The organism is Kitasatospora sp. NPDC002040, assembly GCF_040296785.1.
Classification (GTDB): Bacteria; Actinomycetota; Actinomycetes; order Streptomycetales; family Streptomycetaceae; genus Kitasatospora.
Genome location: NZ_JBEOXV010000009.1, coordinates 39,438 through 58,379, shown reverse-complemented (window position 1 = coordinate 58,379; position 18,942 = coordinate 39,438). Strand labels below are relative to the sequence as shown.

The window sequence follows — 18,942 nt, the reverse complement described above, 5'->3', positions numbered from 1 at the left end:
CGCGCCGGATCGGCCATTGACGTGAACATCCGGTGCACGTTGGCGCAACGCGCGGGGGCCCGGCCGGATTCCCGGCCGCCCTGATCCCCCGTCAGTCCTCTTCCTCGTCGTCACCGCTGGTCAACACGGGTGAACCGTGGTGCGACCAGAGCTTCCAGCCGGCCGCGGTCCGGCGGAACAGGTTGGTGGAGACCACCTTCCCGCCCACCAGCGGGCCGAGTTCGCCCTCCTCCTCGGCCTCCCCGCCGGAGAGGATGTTCTCGGTGCACGTGACCAGGGCCACATCGCCCTGCACCTCGCACTCGACGTCGGTCAGGAAGAACTGGATGTACTCCGTGTTCATCATGATCAACATGTACGAACGGGTCACCTGGGCCCGGCCGCGCAGCACCGGCCAGCCCGGGTGGACACAGACCGCACCGGTCTTGTCGTCCGCCTCGTCCGGCCCCAGCCAGGCGGCCTCGACGCCCTCCAGGTCCCCGTTCTCCAGCGCCTCGTAGAAGGTCCGGTTGGCGGCCAGGACGGCCTCGCGCTCCAACTCCGCCGCCGTCGCCCGGTCATCGGTCGACCTGCCGTCACCCGCCATGCTTCCTCCGCAGTGCCAAGCCAGCGTCCCCTCCGGGGCCCACGTCACCGCCCCCTTCGTGCGGCCCGTTCCCAGGCCGCGACCACCCGTACGGCGTCGGCCGTGCCGGACACGTCGTGCACCCGGACCGCCCACGCGCCCGCCTGGGCCGAGAGCACCGAGACCGCCGCGGTGGCGTCGTCCCGCTGCCGGGCCGGGCGCGGCTCCCCGGTTTCCGGGTCGGCGAGCAGCGTACCCAGGAACCGCTTGCGCGAAGCGGCCACCAGCACCGGCCGGCCGAGCGCGGTCAGCTCCCCCAGCCGGCCGAGCAGCTCCCAGTTGTGCTCGGAGGTCTTGGCGAAGCCCAGGCCAGGGTCGAGCACCAACTGCTCCTCCTTCACCCCCGCCGCGGTCAACGCAGCCATCCGGGCCGTCAGTTCGGCCACCACGTCCGCTGCCACGTCCTGGTAGACCGCCAGCCGGTCCATGTCCGCGGACTGCCCGCGCCAGTGCATCACCACGAACGGCGCCCCGGTGGCGGCCACCACCGCCGCCATCCCCGGATCGGCCAGCCCGCCCGAGACGTCGTTGACCAGCCGGGCCCCGGCCGCCAGCGCCTGCGCGGCCACCTCGGCCCGCATGGTGTCCACCGACACCACCACCCCCGCCGCAGCCAGCTCCCGCACCACCGGGACCACCCGCCGCAGCTCCTCCGCCTCCGTCACCCGCTGCGCCCCCGGCCGGGTCGACTCCCCGCCGACGTCCACCAGGTCCGCACCCCGCGCCGTGAGCGCCAGCCCGTGCGCCACCGCCGCCGCCGGATCCAGCCACAGCCCCCCGTCCGAGAACGAGTCGGGGGTCACATTGACCACCCCCATCACAGCGCAGCGGTCAAGAACCGGAAGCCCGGGCAGGTAGTTCATGCGGTCATTATCCGGCACCCGTTCCGGCCGCCGGGGGCCCGGGAACGGCGGCGCCTGCCCCACCGCTCCGCGGCCCCCGGCTTCCGGGCCCTGTGCCTAGGCCGCCTTCGTCAGCGCCGCAGGCTCCGGCATCAGCCCCTGCCGCTGCCGCTTCCGCCCGAACCGCGGCATCCCCAGCGTGATGAACGCCTCCGCCTGCATCGCGGCGAAGCCGATCCGCGGCAGGTCCCTGGTCTGCGGGTACACCAGGAACCGCGGCTCCCACTCCGGCTGGAACTTCGCGTTGAACTTGTACAGCGACTCGATCTGGAACCAGCGCGAGGAGAACACCAGCAGCCCCCGCCAGGCCCGCAGCACCGGCCCCGCCCCGATCCGCTCCCCCCGCGCGAGCGCCGAGCGGAACATCGCGAAGTTGAGCGAGACCCGCCGCACCCCGAGCGCCGGCACGGCCTGCAGCGCCGCCACGATCAGCAGCTCGTTCAGCCCCGGGTCGGCCGCCCGGTCCCGCCGCATCAGCTCCAGTGAGATGCCGTCAGGGCCCCACGGCACGAAGTGCAGCACCGCCTTGAGGTCGTCCCCGGCCTCGCCCTCCTCGGGCGCCTTGTGCGCGGTGACCACCACGCACGCGTCGTCCCCGGGGTCGCCGAACCGGCCCAGCGCCATCGAGAAGCCGCGCTCGGTGTCGGTGCCCCGCCAGCGGGCGGCGGCGTCGGCGATCCGGCGCTTCTCCTCCGCCGCCAGGTCGCCGACCCGGCGGACCTGGCAGGAGTAGCCGTTGCGCTCGATCCGCTTCACCATCTGGCGGACGTTGCGCATGGCCCGCCCGGAGAGCGAGAAGGTGGTCGCGTCGACGATCGCCTCGTCCCCGAGTTCGATCGCGTCCAGCCCCGCCTCCCGGGTCCAGATCTCGCCGCCCAGCTCGCTGCAGCCCATCACGGCCGGCACCCAGGCCCGCTCGCGGGCCTCCGTCATGAAGACCTTGATCGCTCCGGGCCAGGCCTCGGGGTCGCCGACCGGGTCGCCGGAGGCGAGCATCACGCCGGAGACCACCCGGTAGGAGATCGCCGCCTTGCCGGTCGGCGAGAACAGCACGCTCTTGTCCCGGCGCAGCGCGAAGTAGCCCAGCGAGTCCCGCTCGCCCTGCTTGTCCAGCAGCGCCCGGACCTTCACCTCGTCCTCGGCCGTCAGCTCGGGCTGCGGCTTCTCCGGCCGCAGCGCCAGGTACGCGGTGGTGCCGGCGGTCAGCAGGCCGAGCGCGCCGAGCGAGTAGCCGACGTACCAGGCGACCCGCTCGTTGCGGTAGTCGATCGGGCCCTCGAAGCCGAACAGGCCGTACGCCACGTGCTCCAGCCGCTGGAACAGGCTCGGGTCACCGATCTCCGCCGGGGTGCGGACCCCGACGATCAGCAGGCCGAGGCCGACGCTGACCACCGTGAGCAGGACGAACGCGACCACCGCGCGCCAGCGGGTGCGCGGGTCGGCCTTGGCGTAGAACTCGCGGTGGTGCACCAGCATCACCGCGAGCAGCACCAGCGAGATCACCGCCGGGCCGATCTGGTGCCAGCGCAGCAGGTGCAGCCCGGCGCCGACCGGCAGCAGGACGCAGACGGCCCGCCAGGCCCGCCGCTTCCGGCGCCGCAGCGCGTGCGCCAGTATCACCAGCAGCAGACCGACCATCAGGGTGCCCGCCGCGGCGAGCGTGGTGGTGCCGCCCGGGAACTGCCCGGCCAGCCAGTGCATCTTGGTGTTGCGCAGCTTGGGGAACACCGCGCAGGCGATGTCGACCAGACCGATCAGCAGCGCGGCATACCCGACCGCGCCGGGAAGCCAGGCGCGGGGCACGGCGGCAGCCTGGGTACGCAGGTTCTGGAGCCGACGGCGCGGCTGCTCCTGGGACGCCTCGGCGGGCGGCTCAACGGGCACGGGAACGCTCATGGAGAGTCAGCGTAGAGGTTGCGGTGGTCCGTTCTGTCACTCCGGAGGAGGAGCGGTGGTGAACCTTCATGGCAAATCCTTGTTCTGGCAATCGGACCGTCAAGAAGGCACCCCAGGAAGGCACTTGCTGGAGCACCCGACGACGGCAGAGCCCTGGGGACGGGTGTGCGCCCCCCGCCGAACGGCGGGGTGTCGCGTGGTGGATCCGTGGGGCGCGCAACGCGCCGCACACGGTGGACGCCGCATTCTAGGCCCTCGGTTGCGGCCCCCGGAGCACCCGCCCGGGCCGGGGCGGCCCTACCCGTCCGGCGCAGCCCCACTGGCCCCGGCCGCCGCGTCCGCCGCACGATGATGCCTGGCCCCGGTGCGGAACGGGAGCGGGCGAGGCCACCGGACCGACCCGCGCCGCCCTGCTGACGGCCGCTCAACTCCCGGTGCCGACCGGGCCCGCCCGCCAGGAGAGGACCCATGCTCAGTACTCGCGCACTCTTCCAGCAGATCTACGCCGACGACGAGGCGTACCAGCTGTTCTGCAGCGTCGCGGCCGGCGGCGAGGACCAGGGCGGCTGGGAGAACGAGCGGATCACCGAACTCACCACCGACCCGGTGCTCGCCCCCAAGATCGCCCGGCACGGCGCGGACGAGCGCAAGCACGGGCGGATCTTCACCCAGCTGCTGCACAAGCGCGGGCTGTCCAAGGTCGCGATCCCCCCGGAGACCGACTACTGCATGCTGCTGGAACGCCAGGGCATCGGCCTCTCGCACGACCGGCTGACCTCCGACCGGCCGCTCGACCAGCGGGAGATCATCACCTACCTGGCGCACAGCCGGGTCACCGAGCAGCGCGCCTCGGAGCAGATGCGGCAGCTGGTGAAGGCGTACGGGTCCAATCCGGAGCTCGACAAGGCGATGCGGATGATCTCCGCCGACGAGGACAACCACCTCGCCTACTGCCACGAGGAGCTGCTCCGCCTCAGCGCGGCCGGCCACGGGCCCTACATCCGGCACGCCCTTGAGTCGATCGCCCGCGGCGAGATCCGCACCCACCGCGACGTCGGGCTCGCCGTGATGGCCTCGATGGGCCGCATCCTCCGCTGGCCCCGGCACCAGCGCCTCCTGCTGGCCGCAGGCCTGCACGCCCTCTACCTCTACGACCACCTCTACGGCTGGCGCCGGATGGTCTCGCTCAGGACGCCCGCCAAGCGCAACGCCCTGGGCTGATCACCCAGGGCGTCGGACTCCGGCGGCAGCCGGGGCGGGCCTAGGGCCACTCTTTCGGATCACGTCGGATCAGCGGGCGTCGTTGGGGTGCGTGGCCCGGCGGCGCCGAGAAGGGGCCCCTCCCGGCCGGAGGCTGGGATGCCGCAGGCTGGGTGGGGGCACCTCCCGGCCGGAGGCTGGGGGAGAGTCCATGCGGAGCATCGGCGACTGACGAGAAGCCGGCGAAGGGCCCCTCCTGCCCGTTGCCGGGCAAGGAGGGCGCGTGCCCCGGCGCCGCCCGCCCGACGTGATCCGAAAGAAAGGCCCTAGCGGCCGATGATCAGGCTCATCGCCTCGGCGCGGGTGGCCGGGTCGCGGAGCTGGCCGCGGACGGCCGAGGTGATGGTCTTGGCGCCGGCCTTGCGGATGCCCCGCATCGACATGCACATGTGCTCGCACTCGATCACCACGATGGCCCCGCGCGGCTCCAGGATCCGCATCAGCGAGTCCGCGACCTGGCTGGTCAGCCGCTCCTGGACCTGCGGGCGGCGGGCGTACACGTCGACCAGCCGGGCCAGCTTGGACAGGCCGGTGATCTTGCCGCTGGTGGACGGGATGTACCCGACGTGGGCGACGCCGCGGAACGGGACCAGGTGGTGCTCGCAGGTGGAGAACACCTCGATGTCCTTGACCAGCACCATCTCGTCGTGGCCGAGGTCGAAGGTGGTGGTGAGGACGTCCTCCGGCTGCTGCCAGAGCCCGGCGAATATCTCCTGGTACGCCCGGGCCACCCGGGCCGGGGTCTCCAGCAGGCCCTCGCGGTCCGGGTCCTCCCCGATGGCGATGAGCAGCTCGCGGACGGCGTTCTCGGCACGCTTCTGGTCGAACGTCCCGATGGCGGCGGCGTCCTGCTCCAGGGTCACCGGGTCGATCATGCGTGCCTCGCTTGGGTCAGGGTCAGGGACGAGCAGCACGAATGCCGCGCCTCCAGGGTACAAACCCTGGTGGCGCGGCATCCATTCCGTACCGGTCGGTCAGCTTTCCGGAGAGGTCTCCGGCTGCTTGACCGTGTCGACCACCGGGGTCGCGGTCTCCGGCTGAGCGGCGTTGGTGAGCGCCAGCTCCTTCGGGGACTGCACCGGCGGGCGGGTGGACGGCGTACGACGGGACGAGCCCGTCCAGGCCGGCCGGGCCGGGCGCCTGACGATGGAGCGGAAGATCTCGGCGATCTGCTCCTTGTTCAGGGTCTCCTTCTCGAGGAGCTCCAGCACCAGGTTGTCGAGCACGTCGCGGTTCTCGACCAGGATCTCCCAGGCCTCGTTGTGCGCGTTCTCGATCAGCTTCTTGACCTCCTCGTCCACCAGCCCGGCGACCTCTTCCGAGTAGTCGCGCTGGTGGCCCATCTCGCGGCCCAGGAACGGCTCGGAGTCACTCGTGCCGAACTTGATCGCCCCGAGCCGCTCGGTCATCCCGTACTGGGTGACCATGGCGCGGGCGGTGGCGGTGGCCTTCTCGATGTCGTTCGAGGCGCCGGTGGTCGGGTCGTGGAAGACCAGCTCCTCCGCCGCGCGCCCGCCCAGCATGTACGCCAGCTGGTCGAGCATCTCGTTCCGGGTGGTCGAGTACTTGTCCTCGTCCGGGAGCACCATGGTGTAACCCAGGGCCCGGCCGCGGGACAGGATGGTGATCTTGTGGACCGGGTCCGCGTTCGGGGAAGCCGCCGCCACCAGGGCGTGGCCGCCCTCGTGGTACGCGGTGATCTTCTTCTCCTTCTCGGACATGATCCGAGTGCGCTTCTGCGGTCCGGCAACGACCCGGTCGATGGCCTCGTCCAGGATGTTGTTGTCGATCAGCTTCTTGTCCGAACGGGCCGTCAGCAGGGCGGCTTCGTTCAGGACGTTGGAGAGGTCCGCACCGGTGAAGCCGGGGGTGCGCTTGGCGACGGCCTTGAGGTCGACGTCCGGCGCGACCGGCTTGCCCTTCTGGTGCACCTTGAGGATCTCGAGGCGGCCCATCAGGTCCGGGCGGTCGACCGCGATCTGGCGGTCGAACCGGCCGGGGCGCAGCAGTGCCGGGTCCAGGATGTCCGGGCGGTTGGTGGCGGCGATCAGGATGACGCCGCCCTTCACGTCGAATCCGTCCATCTCGACCAGCAGCTGGTTCAGCGTCTGCTCGCGCTCGTCGTGACCGCCGCCGAGGCCGGCGCCGCGATGGCGGCCGACCGCGTCGATCTCGTCGACGAAGACGATCGCCGGGGCGTTCGCCTTGGCCTGCTCGAACAGGTCACGGACTCGCGAGGCACCGACACCGACGAACATCTCGACGAAGTCGGAACCGGAGATGGAGTAGAACGGGACGCCCGCCTCGCCGGCGACGGCACGCGCCAGCAGGGTCTTGCCCGTCCCGGGCGGGCCGTACAGCAGCACGCCCTTGGGGATCTTGGCGCCGACCGCCTGGAACTTGGCCGGCTCCTGCAGGAACTCCTTGATCTCGTGGAGCTCCTCGACCGCCTCGTCCGCGCCTGCGACGTCGGAGAAGGTGGTCTTCGGGGTGTCCTTGGTGAGCAGCTTGGCCTTGGACTTGCCGAACTGCATGACCCGGGAGCCGCCGCCCTGCATCTGGTTCATCAGGAAGAGGAAGACCAGGACGATGATGACGATCGGCAGCATCGACAGCAGCACGCTGATGAAGGTGGACTGCTTCTCGGGGACGACGGTGTAGCCGTTGGGAACCAGGCCGGTGTTCTTGCTCAGGTCGGCCGCGACAGCGGCGCCCTGGTCTCCGATGTACGAGGCCTGGAACTTGGAGCCGGAGGGAACCTTGCCGTTGCTGCCCGCGGGCAGCTTCTGACCGTCCCTCAGCTCGACCTTGATCAGATTCGAGTCGCCGGTGGTGATCTGCACCGACTTCGCCTGGTTGTTGTTGATCGCAGCCACGATCTGGCTGGTGTCCACCGTCTTGGAGCCGCTCGAGTCGGAGACGACCTGCATCAGCACAATGACGGCTAGGACGGCCAGCACGATCCACATGATCGGCGCACGGAAGTATCGCTTGACGTCCATCCATGCGGGGCGTTGCCGCCCCGTCCCTCCTGCCACTCAACGGCGCTGCACGGCTAGTGGGCCGTCGGCGCATTCCGGGTTATGTGCTCATGAGAAGAGCGGGTTAATGGGACCGTACCGCAGTACTCTCCGCCGAAGACGGGAGCACGACGACTACGACGTATTTTCCTACCCCGGCACAACGGGCGGGAACAGCGCACTGTTCCCGCCCGTCGCCCGAATGGGGCAGCAATCGTCCGACGGTCCGTCAGCCCCCGTAGACGTGCGGGGCCAGCGTGCCGATGAACGGCAGGTTGCGGAGCTTCTCCGCGTAGTCCAGGCCGTAGCCGACCACGAACTCGTTCGGGATGTCGAACCCGACGTACTTGACGTCGATCTCGACCTTGGCCGCGTCGGGCTTGCGGAGCAGCGTGCAGACCTCCAGCGAGGCCGGCCCGCGCGAGCCCAGGTTGCCCAGCAGCCAGGACAGGGTCAGGCCGGAGTCGATGATGTCCTCGACGATCAGCACATCGCGGCCCGCGATGTCGGTGTCGAGGTCCTTGAGGATGCGGACCACGCCGGAGGACTTGGTGCCCATCCCGTACGAGGAGACCGCCATCCAGTCCATCGTCACCTGCGAGTGCAGCGCACGGGCGAGGTCGGCCATCACCATCACGGCGCCCTTGAGCACGCCGACGATCAGCAGATCCCGTCCGGCGTAGTCCTGGTCGATGCGCTCGGCCAGCTCCAGCAGCTTGGCGTCGATCTCGTCCTTGCTGATGAGCACCTTCGCCAGGTCGGCGCCCATGTCGTTGTGATCCACCGGGGATACGTCCTCAAACGTTCGGGGTCCTGTGTCGGCGGCGGCCCTGCGACCAGGTGTTCACTTGTCAGTCGCTCTGTCGCCGAAACACCAGCGTGCCACACCTACGGGTGACCTCCACGCCACCGGGTAGGTGCAGCGGCCCCTGACCGCGCCAGCCGGTCACCAGCAGGTCCACGGTTTCGAGGTGACGGGCGAACAGGTCCCCGGCCGGACAGCCCGCCCTGAGCGCGGCCCGGCGGAGCAGTCGGCGGCGGACGGCGGGGGGCAGTTCGGCCAGCTTCGCGACGTCCAGCGCCCCTTCGGCCGTCCGGAGGTCGCGCTCGGCCAGCGCGGCCCACTGGTCCAGCGCGTCGGCGTCGTCGCGGAACAGCCGGGCGGTCCTGGCCAGTGCTTCGACCACCCCGGCGCCGAGGTGCTTCTCCAGCACCGGGAGCACCTCGTGCCGGACCCGGGAGCGGGTGTAGGCCGGGTCACTGTTGTGCGGGTCGTCCCAGACCGGGATCGACTGGGCCGAGCAGGCCTGCCGGGTGGCGGCCCGGTCCAGCTCCAGCAGCGGGCGGCGGTAGCGGCCCTTCTGCGCGGGCATCCCGGCCAGCGAGCGGGAGCCGGAGCCCCGGGCCAGGCCGAGCAGCACGGTCTCCGCCTGGTCGTCCCTGGTGTGGCCGAGCAGCACCGCCTCCGCGCCGAGCCGGTCGGCGGCCGCGTCCAGCGCGGCGTACCTGGCCTCCCGGGCGGCGTTCTCCGGGCCGCCCTGACGGCCCACCAGGACCGGGATCGCCTCCACCGGGTCCAGGCCCAGCTCGCGCAGCCGCTCGGCCACCTGGCGGGCCCGCTCGGCCGAACCGGCCTGGAGTCCGTGATCCACCGTCACCGCGCCGACCCGCAGGCCGAGCTTGGGCGCCTCGAAGGCGGTGGCGATGGCCAGGGCCATCGAGTCGGCGCCGCCGCTGACCGCGACCAGCACCAGCGGGGAGCCGGGGGCGGCGGGCGTACGGGGCAGGCCGGAGGGGTGGCGGCGGGCGTTGCCGATCAGGGTGGTGGCACCGGCGGCGCCGCTCAGGGCGAGTTCACTGGGGCGGGTCCGGGGCGCCCGGGCGGCGGGGGTGGTGGTCTCGCTCAGGTCGGCGGCGAGCTCGGCGAGGGTGCGGCGGACGGCGAGGCGTATCGCCGCGACAGCGGGGTGTGGTCCCACGGGTAAGCACTCCTTGGCGGAGAGGCGGAGCGGACGGTGACCTTGCGTCAGCACTCGGTCACCGGTTGCTCACAGATGGTCGCAGAGTCCGGGCACCGGCTACGCCACCCGCGCCACCGGTACGACCACCGTCCCACGTACGAGTGAATGAAGAAACGTTCATCCGCAGCCAACGGGTCAAGCTGCGCGAACGCACGAGCGGACCGCTCCGGTCAGGGCGCCACCCGGGCCACCCAGGCGGCCGGATGGTGGATCTCGTCCCGGGTCGGCAGCGTGTTCGGCGAGGTCCAGACCCGGTTGAAGCCGTCCATCCCGACCCGGTCCACCACGCCCCGGACGAAGACCGCACCGTCCTGGTACTGCCGCAGCTTGGCGTCCATCCCGAGCAGCCGGCGGACCACCAGGTCCAGCCGGCCCGCCCCGCTGGCGCGGCGCAGCTGGAACTTCTCCCGGATCTCCGCCACGCTCCCCACCACGGCCGGGCCGACCCCGTCCATCACCACGTCGGCGTGGCCCTCCAGCAGGGACATCACGGCGGTCAGCCGGTTCAGCGTCTCGCGCTGCCCCGGGGACTGGACCGCCTCCAGCAGGGTGCCCCGGCGCTCCTCCCCGCGCCCGGCCACCAGCTCCCTGGCCCGGTCCAGCAGCGCCCCCGGATCGACGTCGGTCTGCGCCAGGAAGGACTGCACCTCGGCCTGGATGTGGTCGCGGAGCCACGGCACGGCGGTGAACTGGGTCCGGTGGGTCTCCTCGTGCAGGCAGACCCAGAGCCGGAAGTCGTGCGGGTCGACGTCGAGCTCGCGCTCGACCTGGACGATGTTCGGCGCCACCAGCAACAGGCGCCCCGGCGGCGGCGGTTGGAGCGCCCGGCGCGGGGTGTCCAGGATGCCCTCCGGACTGTCCGGCGCAGCCGGCAGCGGGCCGGGGAACTCGGCCGGGGCGAAGGTCTCGTACTGGCCGAGCACCTTCCCGGACAGGAACGCCAGCACCGCGCCGATCTCCACGCCGGTGGCCTTCTCGCCGAGCGAGCCCAGCATCGCCGAACCGGCCGAGTCCGAGCGGCGGGCCTCCAGCTTCTCCACCAGCGGGCGGACGATCGCCCGGAAGCCCGCCACGTTGGCCCTGACCCAGCCCGGGCGGTCCACCACCAGCACCGGGGTGGCTTCCGCCGCGAGCAGGCTGGTCGATCCCATCCGGGTGTAGGCGCGGACGTGCTCCTCCGCCTCCAGCGCGTGCCGGCGCAGCTCCGAGACCACCTCGCGCGCCTCGACCCGGCTCACCTCCGGCCCCGGCCGGGCCAGCCTGGTCGCCGTCGCGACCGCGAGATCCCAGTCGACCATCCCAGCCCCACCGCTCGCGCTCGTCATGCCCTCACCGTACGGGACCCGGTGCCCTTCGGGCAGGCTCTGTCGCAGCTGCTCGACCGGGCGGCACCAGGGGCCCGGGGCCCGGCCGGCGTACCGGCGGGGCCTCAGTGGCAGCCGCAGGTGGCGAGGCGGCCGACCAGGCGGTCGACGGCGGCGCGGGCGGCGTCGCCGTTGGCGGTGGTCTTGGTCATCAGGGCGAAGGAGAGCACCCGTCCCTCGGCGTCCGGCACGGTGCCGGCCAGGGTGTAGATCCCGCTGCTGCCCAGGGTGCCGGTCTTGGCGCGGACGATGCCGATCCCGTTCTGCGCCTTGGTCGCGGCACCGAAGCGGTTCAGCAGCGTCCCGGTGAAGCCGGCGATCGGCAGGCCGGTCAGCACCGGCCGGAGCCGGGGGTGTTCGGGCGAGGCGGCCAGCGCGAGCACCTTGGCGAGGACCAGCGGTGAGATCTGGTTGCCGGTGTGCAGCCCGCTGCCGTCGTACATGACCACGCCCGCCATCGGTACGCCGAGCTTCTCCAGCGTCTGCCGGGTCGCGGCCGAGGCGCTGTCGAAGCTCGCGGGCTGCTGGGCGGCCAGGGCGACCTGACGGGCCATCGCCTCGCTGAGGGTGTTGTCCGAAGTGGTGAGCAGGCGTTCCACCAGGCGGGCGACGGTGGGCGACTCGACGGCGGCCAGCTGCTGGGCCCCGGCGGCGGCGACCGCCCCGGGCTTCGGCTTGCCCTGGACCGGGACGCCCTCGGCGGCGAGGGCGGCCGCGAAGGCGTCCGCGGCCTGGCCGGCCGGGTCGAAGGCCCGGGCCGGGCCCTCGTCGGTGGACTTCGGGTCGATCCGGCCCTCGTTCACCATCAGCGGGGTGACGGTGGCGATGTTCATCGCGTCGTGCTGCGGGTGGTTGAGCGGGCCGGTGTACATCGAGGTGTCGAAGCCGAGCTTCACCGAGGCCACGCCGGCGGCCTTCAGCGCGGCGGCCGTCCGCTTGGCGAGGTCGGCCACCGTCGCGGGCGCGGTGTCGGCGTCGACCGGCAGGCCGCCGACCCTGACCTGGTCGGCCGGGAGGGTGGACAGGGTCGGGTCGCCGCCGCCGACCAGGACGATCTCGTCCGGGGCCGCGCCCTTGACCACCTTGGTGCTGAGCCGGGTGTCACCGGGGATCAGTTCGAGCGCGGCCAGCGCGGTGAGCAGCTTGGTGGTGGAGGCCGGAGTGGCCGGGTTGTTCTCGCCCGCGCCGTAGAGCAGCTGCCCGGTGGCGCCGTCGGTGACGGCGAAGCTGAGGGTGCCGAGCGCCTTGTCCTGGAGCAGGGCGGCGAGGTCGCGCTGGAGCCCGGCCGTGGTCGGCAGGCCGTCCGTACCGGTCGCGCTCGCGGTGAGCACGGCGCCGCCGGTGGCAACTGCCTTGCGCCCGACGGCAGTCGGCGGCTGCGGCGGTGCGCTGCCGGTCTTCCCGGGGGTGGCCCCCGGGCTGGGGTCGGCCCAGGCCGGCGTCAGTACCGCTGCCGTGAGCGCCACCCCGAGCACCCCGGCGACTGCCGCCCTGCGGCCACGCCCCACCCCTGTACCTCGCTGCACCGACCGGCCCCTTTCCTGAGCACACCCTGCCGTAGGAGACACTTGGATTCTGTCAGTCCCTACCTTGGAGGAACCGTTGGAGTTCGACGTCCTGATCGAGATCCCGAAGGGCTCGCGGAACAAGTACGAGGTCGACCACGAGACCGGTCGCCTTCGCCTCGACCGGATGCTCTTCACCTCGACCCGCTACCCGGCCGACTACGGCTACGTCGAGGGCACCCTCGCGGATGACGGCGACCCGCTGGACGCGCTCGTCATCCTGGACGAGCCGACCTTCCCGGGCTGCCTCATCAAGTGCCGCGCGATCGGCATGTTCAAGATGACCGACGAGGCCGGCGGCGACGACAAGCTGCTCTGCGTCCCGGCGACGGACCCGCGCTGGGAGCACCTGAAGGACATCCACCACGTGTCGGAGTTCGACCGGCTGGAGATCCAGCACTTCTTCGAGGTCTACAAGGACCTGGAGCCCGGCAAGTCCGTCGAGGGCGCCAACTGGGTCGGCCGCGCCGAGGCCGAGGCCGAGATCGTCGCCTCGATCAAGCGCCTGGCGGAGTCCGGCCACTGAGCCCGGTACCGCGAACGGCCCTTCGGGCCACCCCGGCCGGGGCGAGCAGAAATGCTCGCCCCGGCCGTTTTTTCTGCCCGGTTGACGGTGTTTCACCACGGTTCGGGCGGACTGATCCCGACGGTTTTACCGACAGGCTGTCGGCATCACGTTGACTTAGGTAAGGCTAACCATTAAGAATCGGGGCAGAGCCCGTACCGACCGGAGGTCCCGTATGACCAGCGCCGAGCCCACCCCGTTCTCCACCGTGCTGCGCACCGCCAGCGCCTCCGAGCACGAGGCCGCCGAGTCGTCCTCGTTCATGGGGAACCTGCTGAAGGGCCACCTGGGCGTCGACGCCTACGCGGAGCTCTCGGGCCAGCTCTGGTTCGTCTACCGGGCCCTGGAGGGCCGGGCCGCCGAGCTCGCCGAGCACCCGGTGCTCGGCCCGTTCATCGACCCGGCGCTGTTCCGCACCGCCGCGCTGGAGGCCGACCTGCTGCACCTGCGCGGCGCCGACTGGCAGGCCGGGCTGACCCCCTCGCCCGCCACCGCCGCGTACGTGGCCCGGCTGAACGAGCTGCTGGACACCTGGCCGGCCGGGTACCTGGCCCACCACTACACCCGCTACCTGGGCGACCTGTCGGGCGGTCAGATCATCCGCGGCATCGCCGAGAAGACCTGGGGCTTCGAGAAGAAGGGCGCCGGCGTCCACTTCTACGTCTTCGAGCAGGTGGAGAACCCGGCCGCGTTCAAGCGCGACTACCGGGCCAAGCTGGACGCGGCCGGCGAGGCGCTGGACGAGGTGGAGCGCCGCCGGGTGGTCGAGGAGACCAAGCGGGCGTTCACCCTGAACGGCGCCGTCTTCTCCGACCTGGACCTGCGGTACCCGCTCAGCGCCTGACCCCGTACGACGCCGTTGCCCCCTGGTGGAGTCCACCAGGGGGCAACGGCGTCTGCGGAGCGACTACTTGGCGGTGCGACGGCGCAGCAGCACCGTGGTGCCGCCGCCGAGCAGCAGCAGGCCGGCCGCGGTGGCGACCAGCGGGACGATCGGGGTGTCCATGCCGGTGGAGGCCAGCTCACCCGAGCCGCTGCTGGTCAGCACCGCACCGCCGCCGGTGCTGCCGCCGCCGGTGACCGGCGCCGGGGTGGTGGCCGGGGTGCCGGTGGTCGGGGCCGGGGTGGGCACCGTGGCGCCCTTCTCGAAGACCAGCGAGGCGTTGACCGGGTCGAGCGCGGCGCCGGCCTGGTAGAAGCCGCCGAACGCGGCCGCACCGTCGGCGGTCAGCGTGGCGGGCAGCTGGGACAGCGTCACCACACCGTTCACCGGGGCGAAGCTCGCCTTCGAGACGTCCAGCGAGGCCACCTTCGCGCCCTTGAGCTCGGTCACCTTGCCGTCCAGCGCCTTGGACTTCACGTCAGCGGTCAGGAACGCACCGGCCCGGTCCACCTGGAGGCCGAGAGCGGCGAAGGTCAGGTCGAGCTCGTAGCCGCCGTCCTTCGGGTGGGCCAGGAAGCGCACCGAGCCGTCGAACGAGGTGGTCACCGCGTGCGTCGTGGTGTTGTACGCACCACTGCCGCCGCCGAACCGGAAGTCGGCCGCGCCGCCGCCGAACTCCACCTTGCCGGAGGCCGCCGGAGTGGCCAGGTACTTGCGGAACGACTCCTTCACGCCCCAGTCCAACGCACCGTCCAGGATGGGCAGTTCGTTGCTCACCGGGGTGGTGGGGGTCGGGGAGGCCGACGGGGTCGGGGAAGCCGAGGGGCTCGGGGAGGCCGAGGGCGAGGTGCTCACGGACGGCGAGGGCGACGGCGACGGCGCGGTCTTCTGGAAGGCGAGCGTCGCGTCGACCGGGTCGAGCGCGGCGCCGGCCTGGTAGAAGCCGCCGAACGCGGCCGCACCCTCGGCGGTCAGCGTGGCGGGCAGCTGAGTGAGCGTCACCACACCGTTGACCGGGGCGAAGCTCGCCTTCGAGACGTCGAGCGAGGCTATCTTCGCGCCCTTGAGCTCGGTCACCTTGCCGTCCAGGCCCTTGGACTTCACGTCCGCGGTCAGGAACGCACCGCTCCCGTCCAGCCGGAAGCCGAGGTTGGCGAACGCCAGGTCGAGCTCGTAGCCGCCGTCCTTCGGGTGGCCCAGGAAGCGCACCGAGCCCTGGTAGCCGGCCGTGACGCCGTGGGTCTTGGTGTTGTACGCGCCGGTGCCGCCGCCGAACCGGTAGTCGGCCGCGCCGCCGCCGAACTCCACCTTGCCGGAGGCCGCCGGACTGGCCAGGTACTTGCGGAAGGACTCCTTGAAGCCCCAGCCCAGGGTGCCGTCCACGATGGGCAGTTCGGCCGCCGGAGCGGTCGGGCTGGCCGAAGCCGAAGCGGACGGGGAGGCCGAGGCGGAGGCGGACGGCGAAGCGGAGGCGGACGGGGAGGCCGAGGCCGAGGCGCTCACCGAGGGGGACGGCGACGGGGCCGACTTGGTGAGCACCAGCTTCAGCGGGTCCATCGCCGCCCCGGCCTGGTAGAAGCCGCCGAAGGCCTTGGCCCCGTCCTCGGTCAGTACGGTCGGGGTGGCCACGCCGGTGGTGGTCTCGCGGCCGACCGCGAAGGTGACCAGGGCGACGTCCTCGCGCTCGACCAGCTTGGTGGACTTCGCCTTGGTGGCCGGGTCCTCGACGGTCTCGGCGGTCACCGCGTCGACCGTGATGGTGCCGGTGGAGCCCGAGGTCTTCAGCTTGAAGTCGGTCAGCGTGATGTCCAACTGGCCCTGGTGGCCGGTGAAGTGCAGGCCGCCGGTGAACGCGCCGCTGATGGTGTGCGCGGTGCCGTCGTAGGCGCCGCTGCCGTCGAGGTGGTAGGTGCCGTCGGCATTGCGGGTGGTGCCACCGGTCAGCGCGATCTTGCCGCCCTGGGAGGCGGGGCCCTCCAGGTACTTGCGGAAGGACTCCTTCACGCCCCAGTCCAGCGAGCCCTGGTCGTAGACCACCGTGGTCGGGCCGGCGCCGAAGGCCAGTCCCGGCATGCTGACGGCGGTGAGCCCGAGTCCGACCGCGACGGCGGCCAGGGCCGACAGGGGGGTGCGGTTGCGACGGGCGCTCTTGGCGGTGACGGCCATGGTGGCTGGTACTCCTTCAGGGTTGGACGGGGGAGGAAGAGTTCAGGCGGCCCGGCGGCGCCGGACCAGGACGGTGGCGGCCGCGGCGGCACCGGCCGCCAGCACCCCGCCGCCGACCGCGATCCACGGCCACGGCGAGGAGCCCTGGTCGGTGGCGGCCGCGACCGGCGCGGTGGCACCCGTGGAGGGTGCGGCCGCCGGGGCGCTGCCGAGGTCGGGCAGCGGGGGGAGGGCGGCGGCCGGGTCGAGCGCGACGGCGAAGCTCAGCGGGTCCATCGCGGTGCCCGCCGGGTAGAGGCCGCCGAAGGCCTTGGCGCCGTCCTCGGTGAGCACCAGCGGCAGTTCGACCGCCTTGAGCAGTCCGCCCTCCGGCTTGAGCGCCGCCGCGTCGAAGGTGCCGAGCGCGACCGCCGGGAGCTGCAGGGCGGCCCCGGTCGCGGTCCGGCCGGAGACGTCGGTCAGCAGCGTGCCCTTGCCGCCGGCCACCTTGACCGCGGGGTTGGTCAGGCTCAGGTCGAGACCGTACGTGTCGCCGGTCTTCATGCCCCGGAACCGGACCGCGCCGGTGAAGGCGGCGGTCAGCTCGCCGGTGGCCGGGTCGTAGCTGCCCTTGGCCGGGGTCCAGCGGAAGAACGCGCCGCCGTCGGCGGCGCCGTCGGCGAGCTGCCAGTCGCCCTTGGCGATGGTGCCGGTCACGTAGTCCCGGAAGGTCCGCCGGACGCCCCAGTCGAGCGCGCCCCGGGCGAACTCGGCCCGGGCCGCGGTGGGCTGGGCCGCCGGGGTCTCGGCGGCGGGGGCCGCCGGGGGCGGGGTGGCCGCCGGGGTGCTCGCCGGAGCGGTGGTCGGGGCGGCCGGCTCGGCGGGCGCCGCGGCCTTGACGTTGACCGAGAGCGTCAACGGGTCCAGCGCCGTACCGGCGGGGTAGAAGTTGCCGAACGCCACCGCACCCGAAGCGGTCATCGTGGTGGGCACGTTGGAGAGCGTCAGCGTCCCGGCCTGGCCGCGCAGGTCGATCCCGTCCAGGCCGAGGTCGACCAGCTTGGCCTGCGAGGCGTTGGTCACCACGCCGGTGTCCTTGGCCTTGCTGCTGACGTCCGCGTACAGCCCCGCGCTGCCGCCGCCCGCCTTCAAGGTGAACCGGCTGAGCTTCATGTCGAGGCCGTAACTCCCGTTGGCCTCATGCCCCTTGAAGTTCACCCCGCCGGAGAACCCGGCCGTCAGCGCACCGGTGGCCGGGTCGTACGTCCCGGTCGCCGAGTGGAACCTGAAGGTGTTGCCGCCGACCGTGGCGGCACCGCCGGTCAGGCTCCAACTGCCCTTGGCGATCGGGCCGGTGACATAGCTGAGGAAGGACTGCTTCAGCCCCCAGTCGAGCCGCCCGCCGGCGACCGCCCCCGGCGCGGCAGCCGCCGGGACGATCGGCAGGGCGACCAGCAGCAGCGCGGCGATCACGGCGACCAGGGTGGCGGCGAGGCGACGCAGACGTCGTGAACCGGGCATGGCGAAGCGCTCCTCGGGGGCAGCGGAAGGCGGGGGTGGGCTCAGCTGAACCCCCCCTTGCGAATTTGAGGTAAGGCTAACCTAATATATGCGTCAAGAGTCACCCCGGGTCCACAACGGCTTCACGATCCGGACGTGCCAGCACTCAGCCAAGGAGCAGCAGTTGACGGGGACCATCCGAAACCGCGCACGCGCGCTGGGCCTCGCCCTGCTGCTCGCCACCGCCGCCGCCTGCGGCAGCGGCGCCACCGGCAGCACCGCGGGGGCCTCGGCCCCGGCTGCCCCCGACCGGGTCGAGCCGCTGGCCGCCGCCACCCCGGCGCTGCCCGCCACCGTCGGCTCGGCCGACGGCCGGCAGGTCACGGTGGACGCCGCCGAGCGGATCATCCCGCTCAGCGGCAGCCTGTCCGAGATCGTGTTCAGCCTCGGCCTCGGGGACCGGGTGGTGGCCCGCGACGTCTCCACCACCTTCGAGCAGGCCGCCCGACTGCCCGTCATCACCCAGGCCCACGACGTCTCGGCCGAGGGTGTGCTCTCGCTCCGCCCGACCGTCGTGCTGGCCGACCGCTCCACCGGCCCGGCCGAGGCGGTCGCCCAGATCCGCGCCGCCGGGGTCCCGCTGATCGTGCTGGACGACGCCAAGCAGCTCTCCGACATCGACGCCCGGATCACCAAGGTCGCCGCCGCCCTCGGGGTCCCGGACGCCGGACGGCAGTTGATCGAGCGCACCACCGCCCGCACCAAGGAGGTGCAGGCCGCACTCAAGCCGAACGGCAGCAAGCCCAAGGTCGCCTTCCTCTACCTGCGCGGCAGCGCCTCGGTGTTCCTGCTCGGCGGTGCCGACTCCGGCGCCGGCTCGCTGATCGAGGCCGTCGGCGGGGTCGACGCGGGCACCGCCTCCGGCCTCACCGGCGACTTCACCCCGCTCACCAGCGAGGCCCTGGTCAAGGCCGCCCCCGACGCCCTGCTGGTGATGGGCAAGGGCCTGGAGTCGGTCGGCGGCATCGACGGGATGCTCAAGCTCCCCGGCGTCGCCCAGACCCCGGCCGGCCTGGACCGCCGGGTGGTCTCGGTGCCGGACGGCGTCCTGCTCAGCTACGGCCCGCGCACCCCCGAGGTGCTCAAGTCGATCTCCGAACAGCTCTACGGGGCCGCCAAGTGACCGCCACCGCACT

General features: G+C 72.3%; 15 protein-coding genes. 4 read left to right on the top strand and 11 right to left on the bottom strand.

The genetic code is table 11. The features are described 5' to 3' along the window. Window positions 1-91 precede the first annotated feature (91 nt). The 3 genes from ABT118_RS20580 to ABT118_RS20570 form a co-directional block, all read right to left on the bottom strand. Entirely contained in the window at window positions 92-586 is a 495-nt protein-coding gene (locus ABT118_RS20580; RefSeq protein ID WP_350670538.1) for a nuclear transport factor 2 family protein, read from the bottom strand. Window positions 587-630: 44 nt separating this feature from the next. Continuing rightward, entirely contained in the window at window positions 631-1,488 is an 858-nt protein-coding gene (gene folP, locus ABT118_RS20575; RefSeq protein WP_502884615.1) for a dihydropteroate synthase, read from the bottom strand. A 96-nt stretch (window positions 1,489-1,584) separates the two neighbouring features. Beyond that, on the bottom strand, window positions 1,585-3,423 hold the full coding sequence (locus ABT118_RS20570) for a phosphatidylglycerol lysyltransferase domain-containing protein (RefSeq protein WP_350670536.1): 1,839 nt from the start codon (window positions 3,421-3,423) through the stop codon (window positions 1,585-1,587). A gap of 468 nt (window positions 3,424-3,891) precedes the next feature. On the opposite strand from ABT118_RS20570, the gene ABT118_RS20565 reads away from it, so the two are divergent. After that, entirely contained in the window at window positions 3,892-4,644 is a 753-nt protein-coding gene (locus ABT118_RS20565; RefSeq protein ID WP_350670533.1) for a ferritin-like domain-containing protein, read from the top strand. Between the two features lie 305 nt (window positions 4,645-4,949). Here the strand turns inward: ABT118_RS20565 and folE are convergent, their stop codons facing one another. From folE to dacB, 6 genes are all read right to left on the bottom strand, one after another. Then, window positions 4,950-5,558, bottom strand: a complete 609-nt coding sequence (gene folE / locus ABT118_RS20560) for a GTP cyclohydrolase I FolE (RefSeq protein WP_350670530.1) — start codon at window positions 5,556-5,558, stop codon at window positions 4,950-4,952. 99 nt (window positions 5,559-5,657) lie between these two features. After that, on the bottom strand, window positions 5,658-7,685 hold the full coding sequence (gene ftsH, locus ABT118_RS20555; protein WP_350670528.1) for an ATP-dependent zinc metalloprotease FtsH: 2,028 nt from the start codon (window positions 7,683-7,685) through the stop codon (window positions 5,658-5,660). Window positions 7,686-7,932: 247 nt separating this feature from the next. Further along, window positions 7,933-8,487: a hypoxanthine phosphoribosyltransferase gene (gene hpt, locus ABT118_RS20550; RefSeq protein ID WP_350670525.1), complete on the bottom strand. Its 555-nt coding sequence runs from the start codon at window positions 8,485-8,487 to the stop codon at window positions 7,933-7,935. A gap of 67 nt (window positions 8,488-8,554) precedes the next feature. After that, complete coding sequence (gene tilS / locus ABT118_RS20545) at window positions 8,555-9,682, bottom strand: tRNA lysidine(34) synthetase TilS (RefSeq protein WP_350670523.1); 1,128 nt, start codon at window positions 9,680-9,682, stop codon at window positions 8,555-8,557. A gap of 212 nt (window positions 9,683-9,894) precedes the next feature. After that, window positions 9,895-11,049 (bottom strand): Rv3626c family coenzyme F420 biosynthesis-associated protein, encoded by a 1,155-nt coding sequence (locus tag ABT118_RS20540; RefSeq protein ID WP_350670521.1) that lies wholly within the window; start codon window positions 11,047-11,049, stop codon window positions 9,895-9,897. Window positions 11,050-11,153: 104 nt separating this feature from the next. Beyond that, window positions 11,154-12,554 carry a D-alanyl-D-alanine carboxypeptidase/D-alanyl-D-alanine endopeptidase gene (gene dacB, locus ABT118_RS20535; protein ID WP_350670518.1) on the bottom strand — a complete coding sequence of 467 codons (1,401 nt, stop codon included), beginning with the start codon at window positions 12,552-12,554 and terminating at the stop codon, window positions 11,154-11,156. A gap of 136 nt (window positions 12,555-12,690) precedes the next feature. On the opposite strand from dacB, the gene ABT118_RS20530 reads away from it, so the two are divergent. Then, window positions 12,691-13,179 (top strand): inorganic diphosphatase, encoded by a 489-nt coding sequence (locus ABT118_RS20530; protein WP_350670514.1) that lies wholly within the window; start codon window positions 12,691-12,693, stop codon window positions 13,177-13,179. A 214-nt stretch (window positions 13,180-13,393) separates the two neighbouring features. After that, complete coding sequence (locus ABT118_RS20525) at window positions 13,394-14,062, top strand: biliverdin-producing heme oxygenase (protein ID WP_350670512.1); 669 nt, start codon at window positions 13,394-13,396, stop codon at window positions 14,060-14,062. Window positions 14,063-14,125: 63 nt separating this feature from the next. Here ABT118_RS20525 and ABT118_RS20520 read toward each other — a convergent pair whose 3' ends face one another. Together ABT118_RS20520 and ABT118_RS20515 are read right to left on the bottom strand one after the other, a co-directional pair. Further along, entirely contained in the window at window positions 14,126-16,267 is a 2,142-nt protein-coding gene (locus ABT118_RS20520; protein ID WP_350670509.1) for an HtaA domain-containing protein, read from the bottom strand. Window positions 16,268-16,309: 42 nt separating this feature from the next. Further along, complete coding sequence (locus tag ABT118_RS20515; protein WP_350670506.1) at window positions 16,310-17,767, bottom strand: HtaA domain-containing protein; 1,458 nt, start codon at window positions 17,765-17,767, stop codon at window positions 16,310-16,312. A gap of 163 nt (window positions 17,768-17,930) precedes the next feature. Between ABT118_RS20515 and ABT118_RS20510 the strand changes: the two genes are divergently transcribed. Next, entirely contained in the window at window positions 17,931-18,929 is a 999-nt protein-coding gene (locus ABT118_RS20510) for a heme/hemin ABC transporter substrate-binding protein (RefSeq protein ID WP_350670504.1), read from the top strand. Window positions 18,930-18,942: the final 13 nt, after the last annotated feature.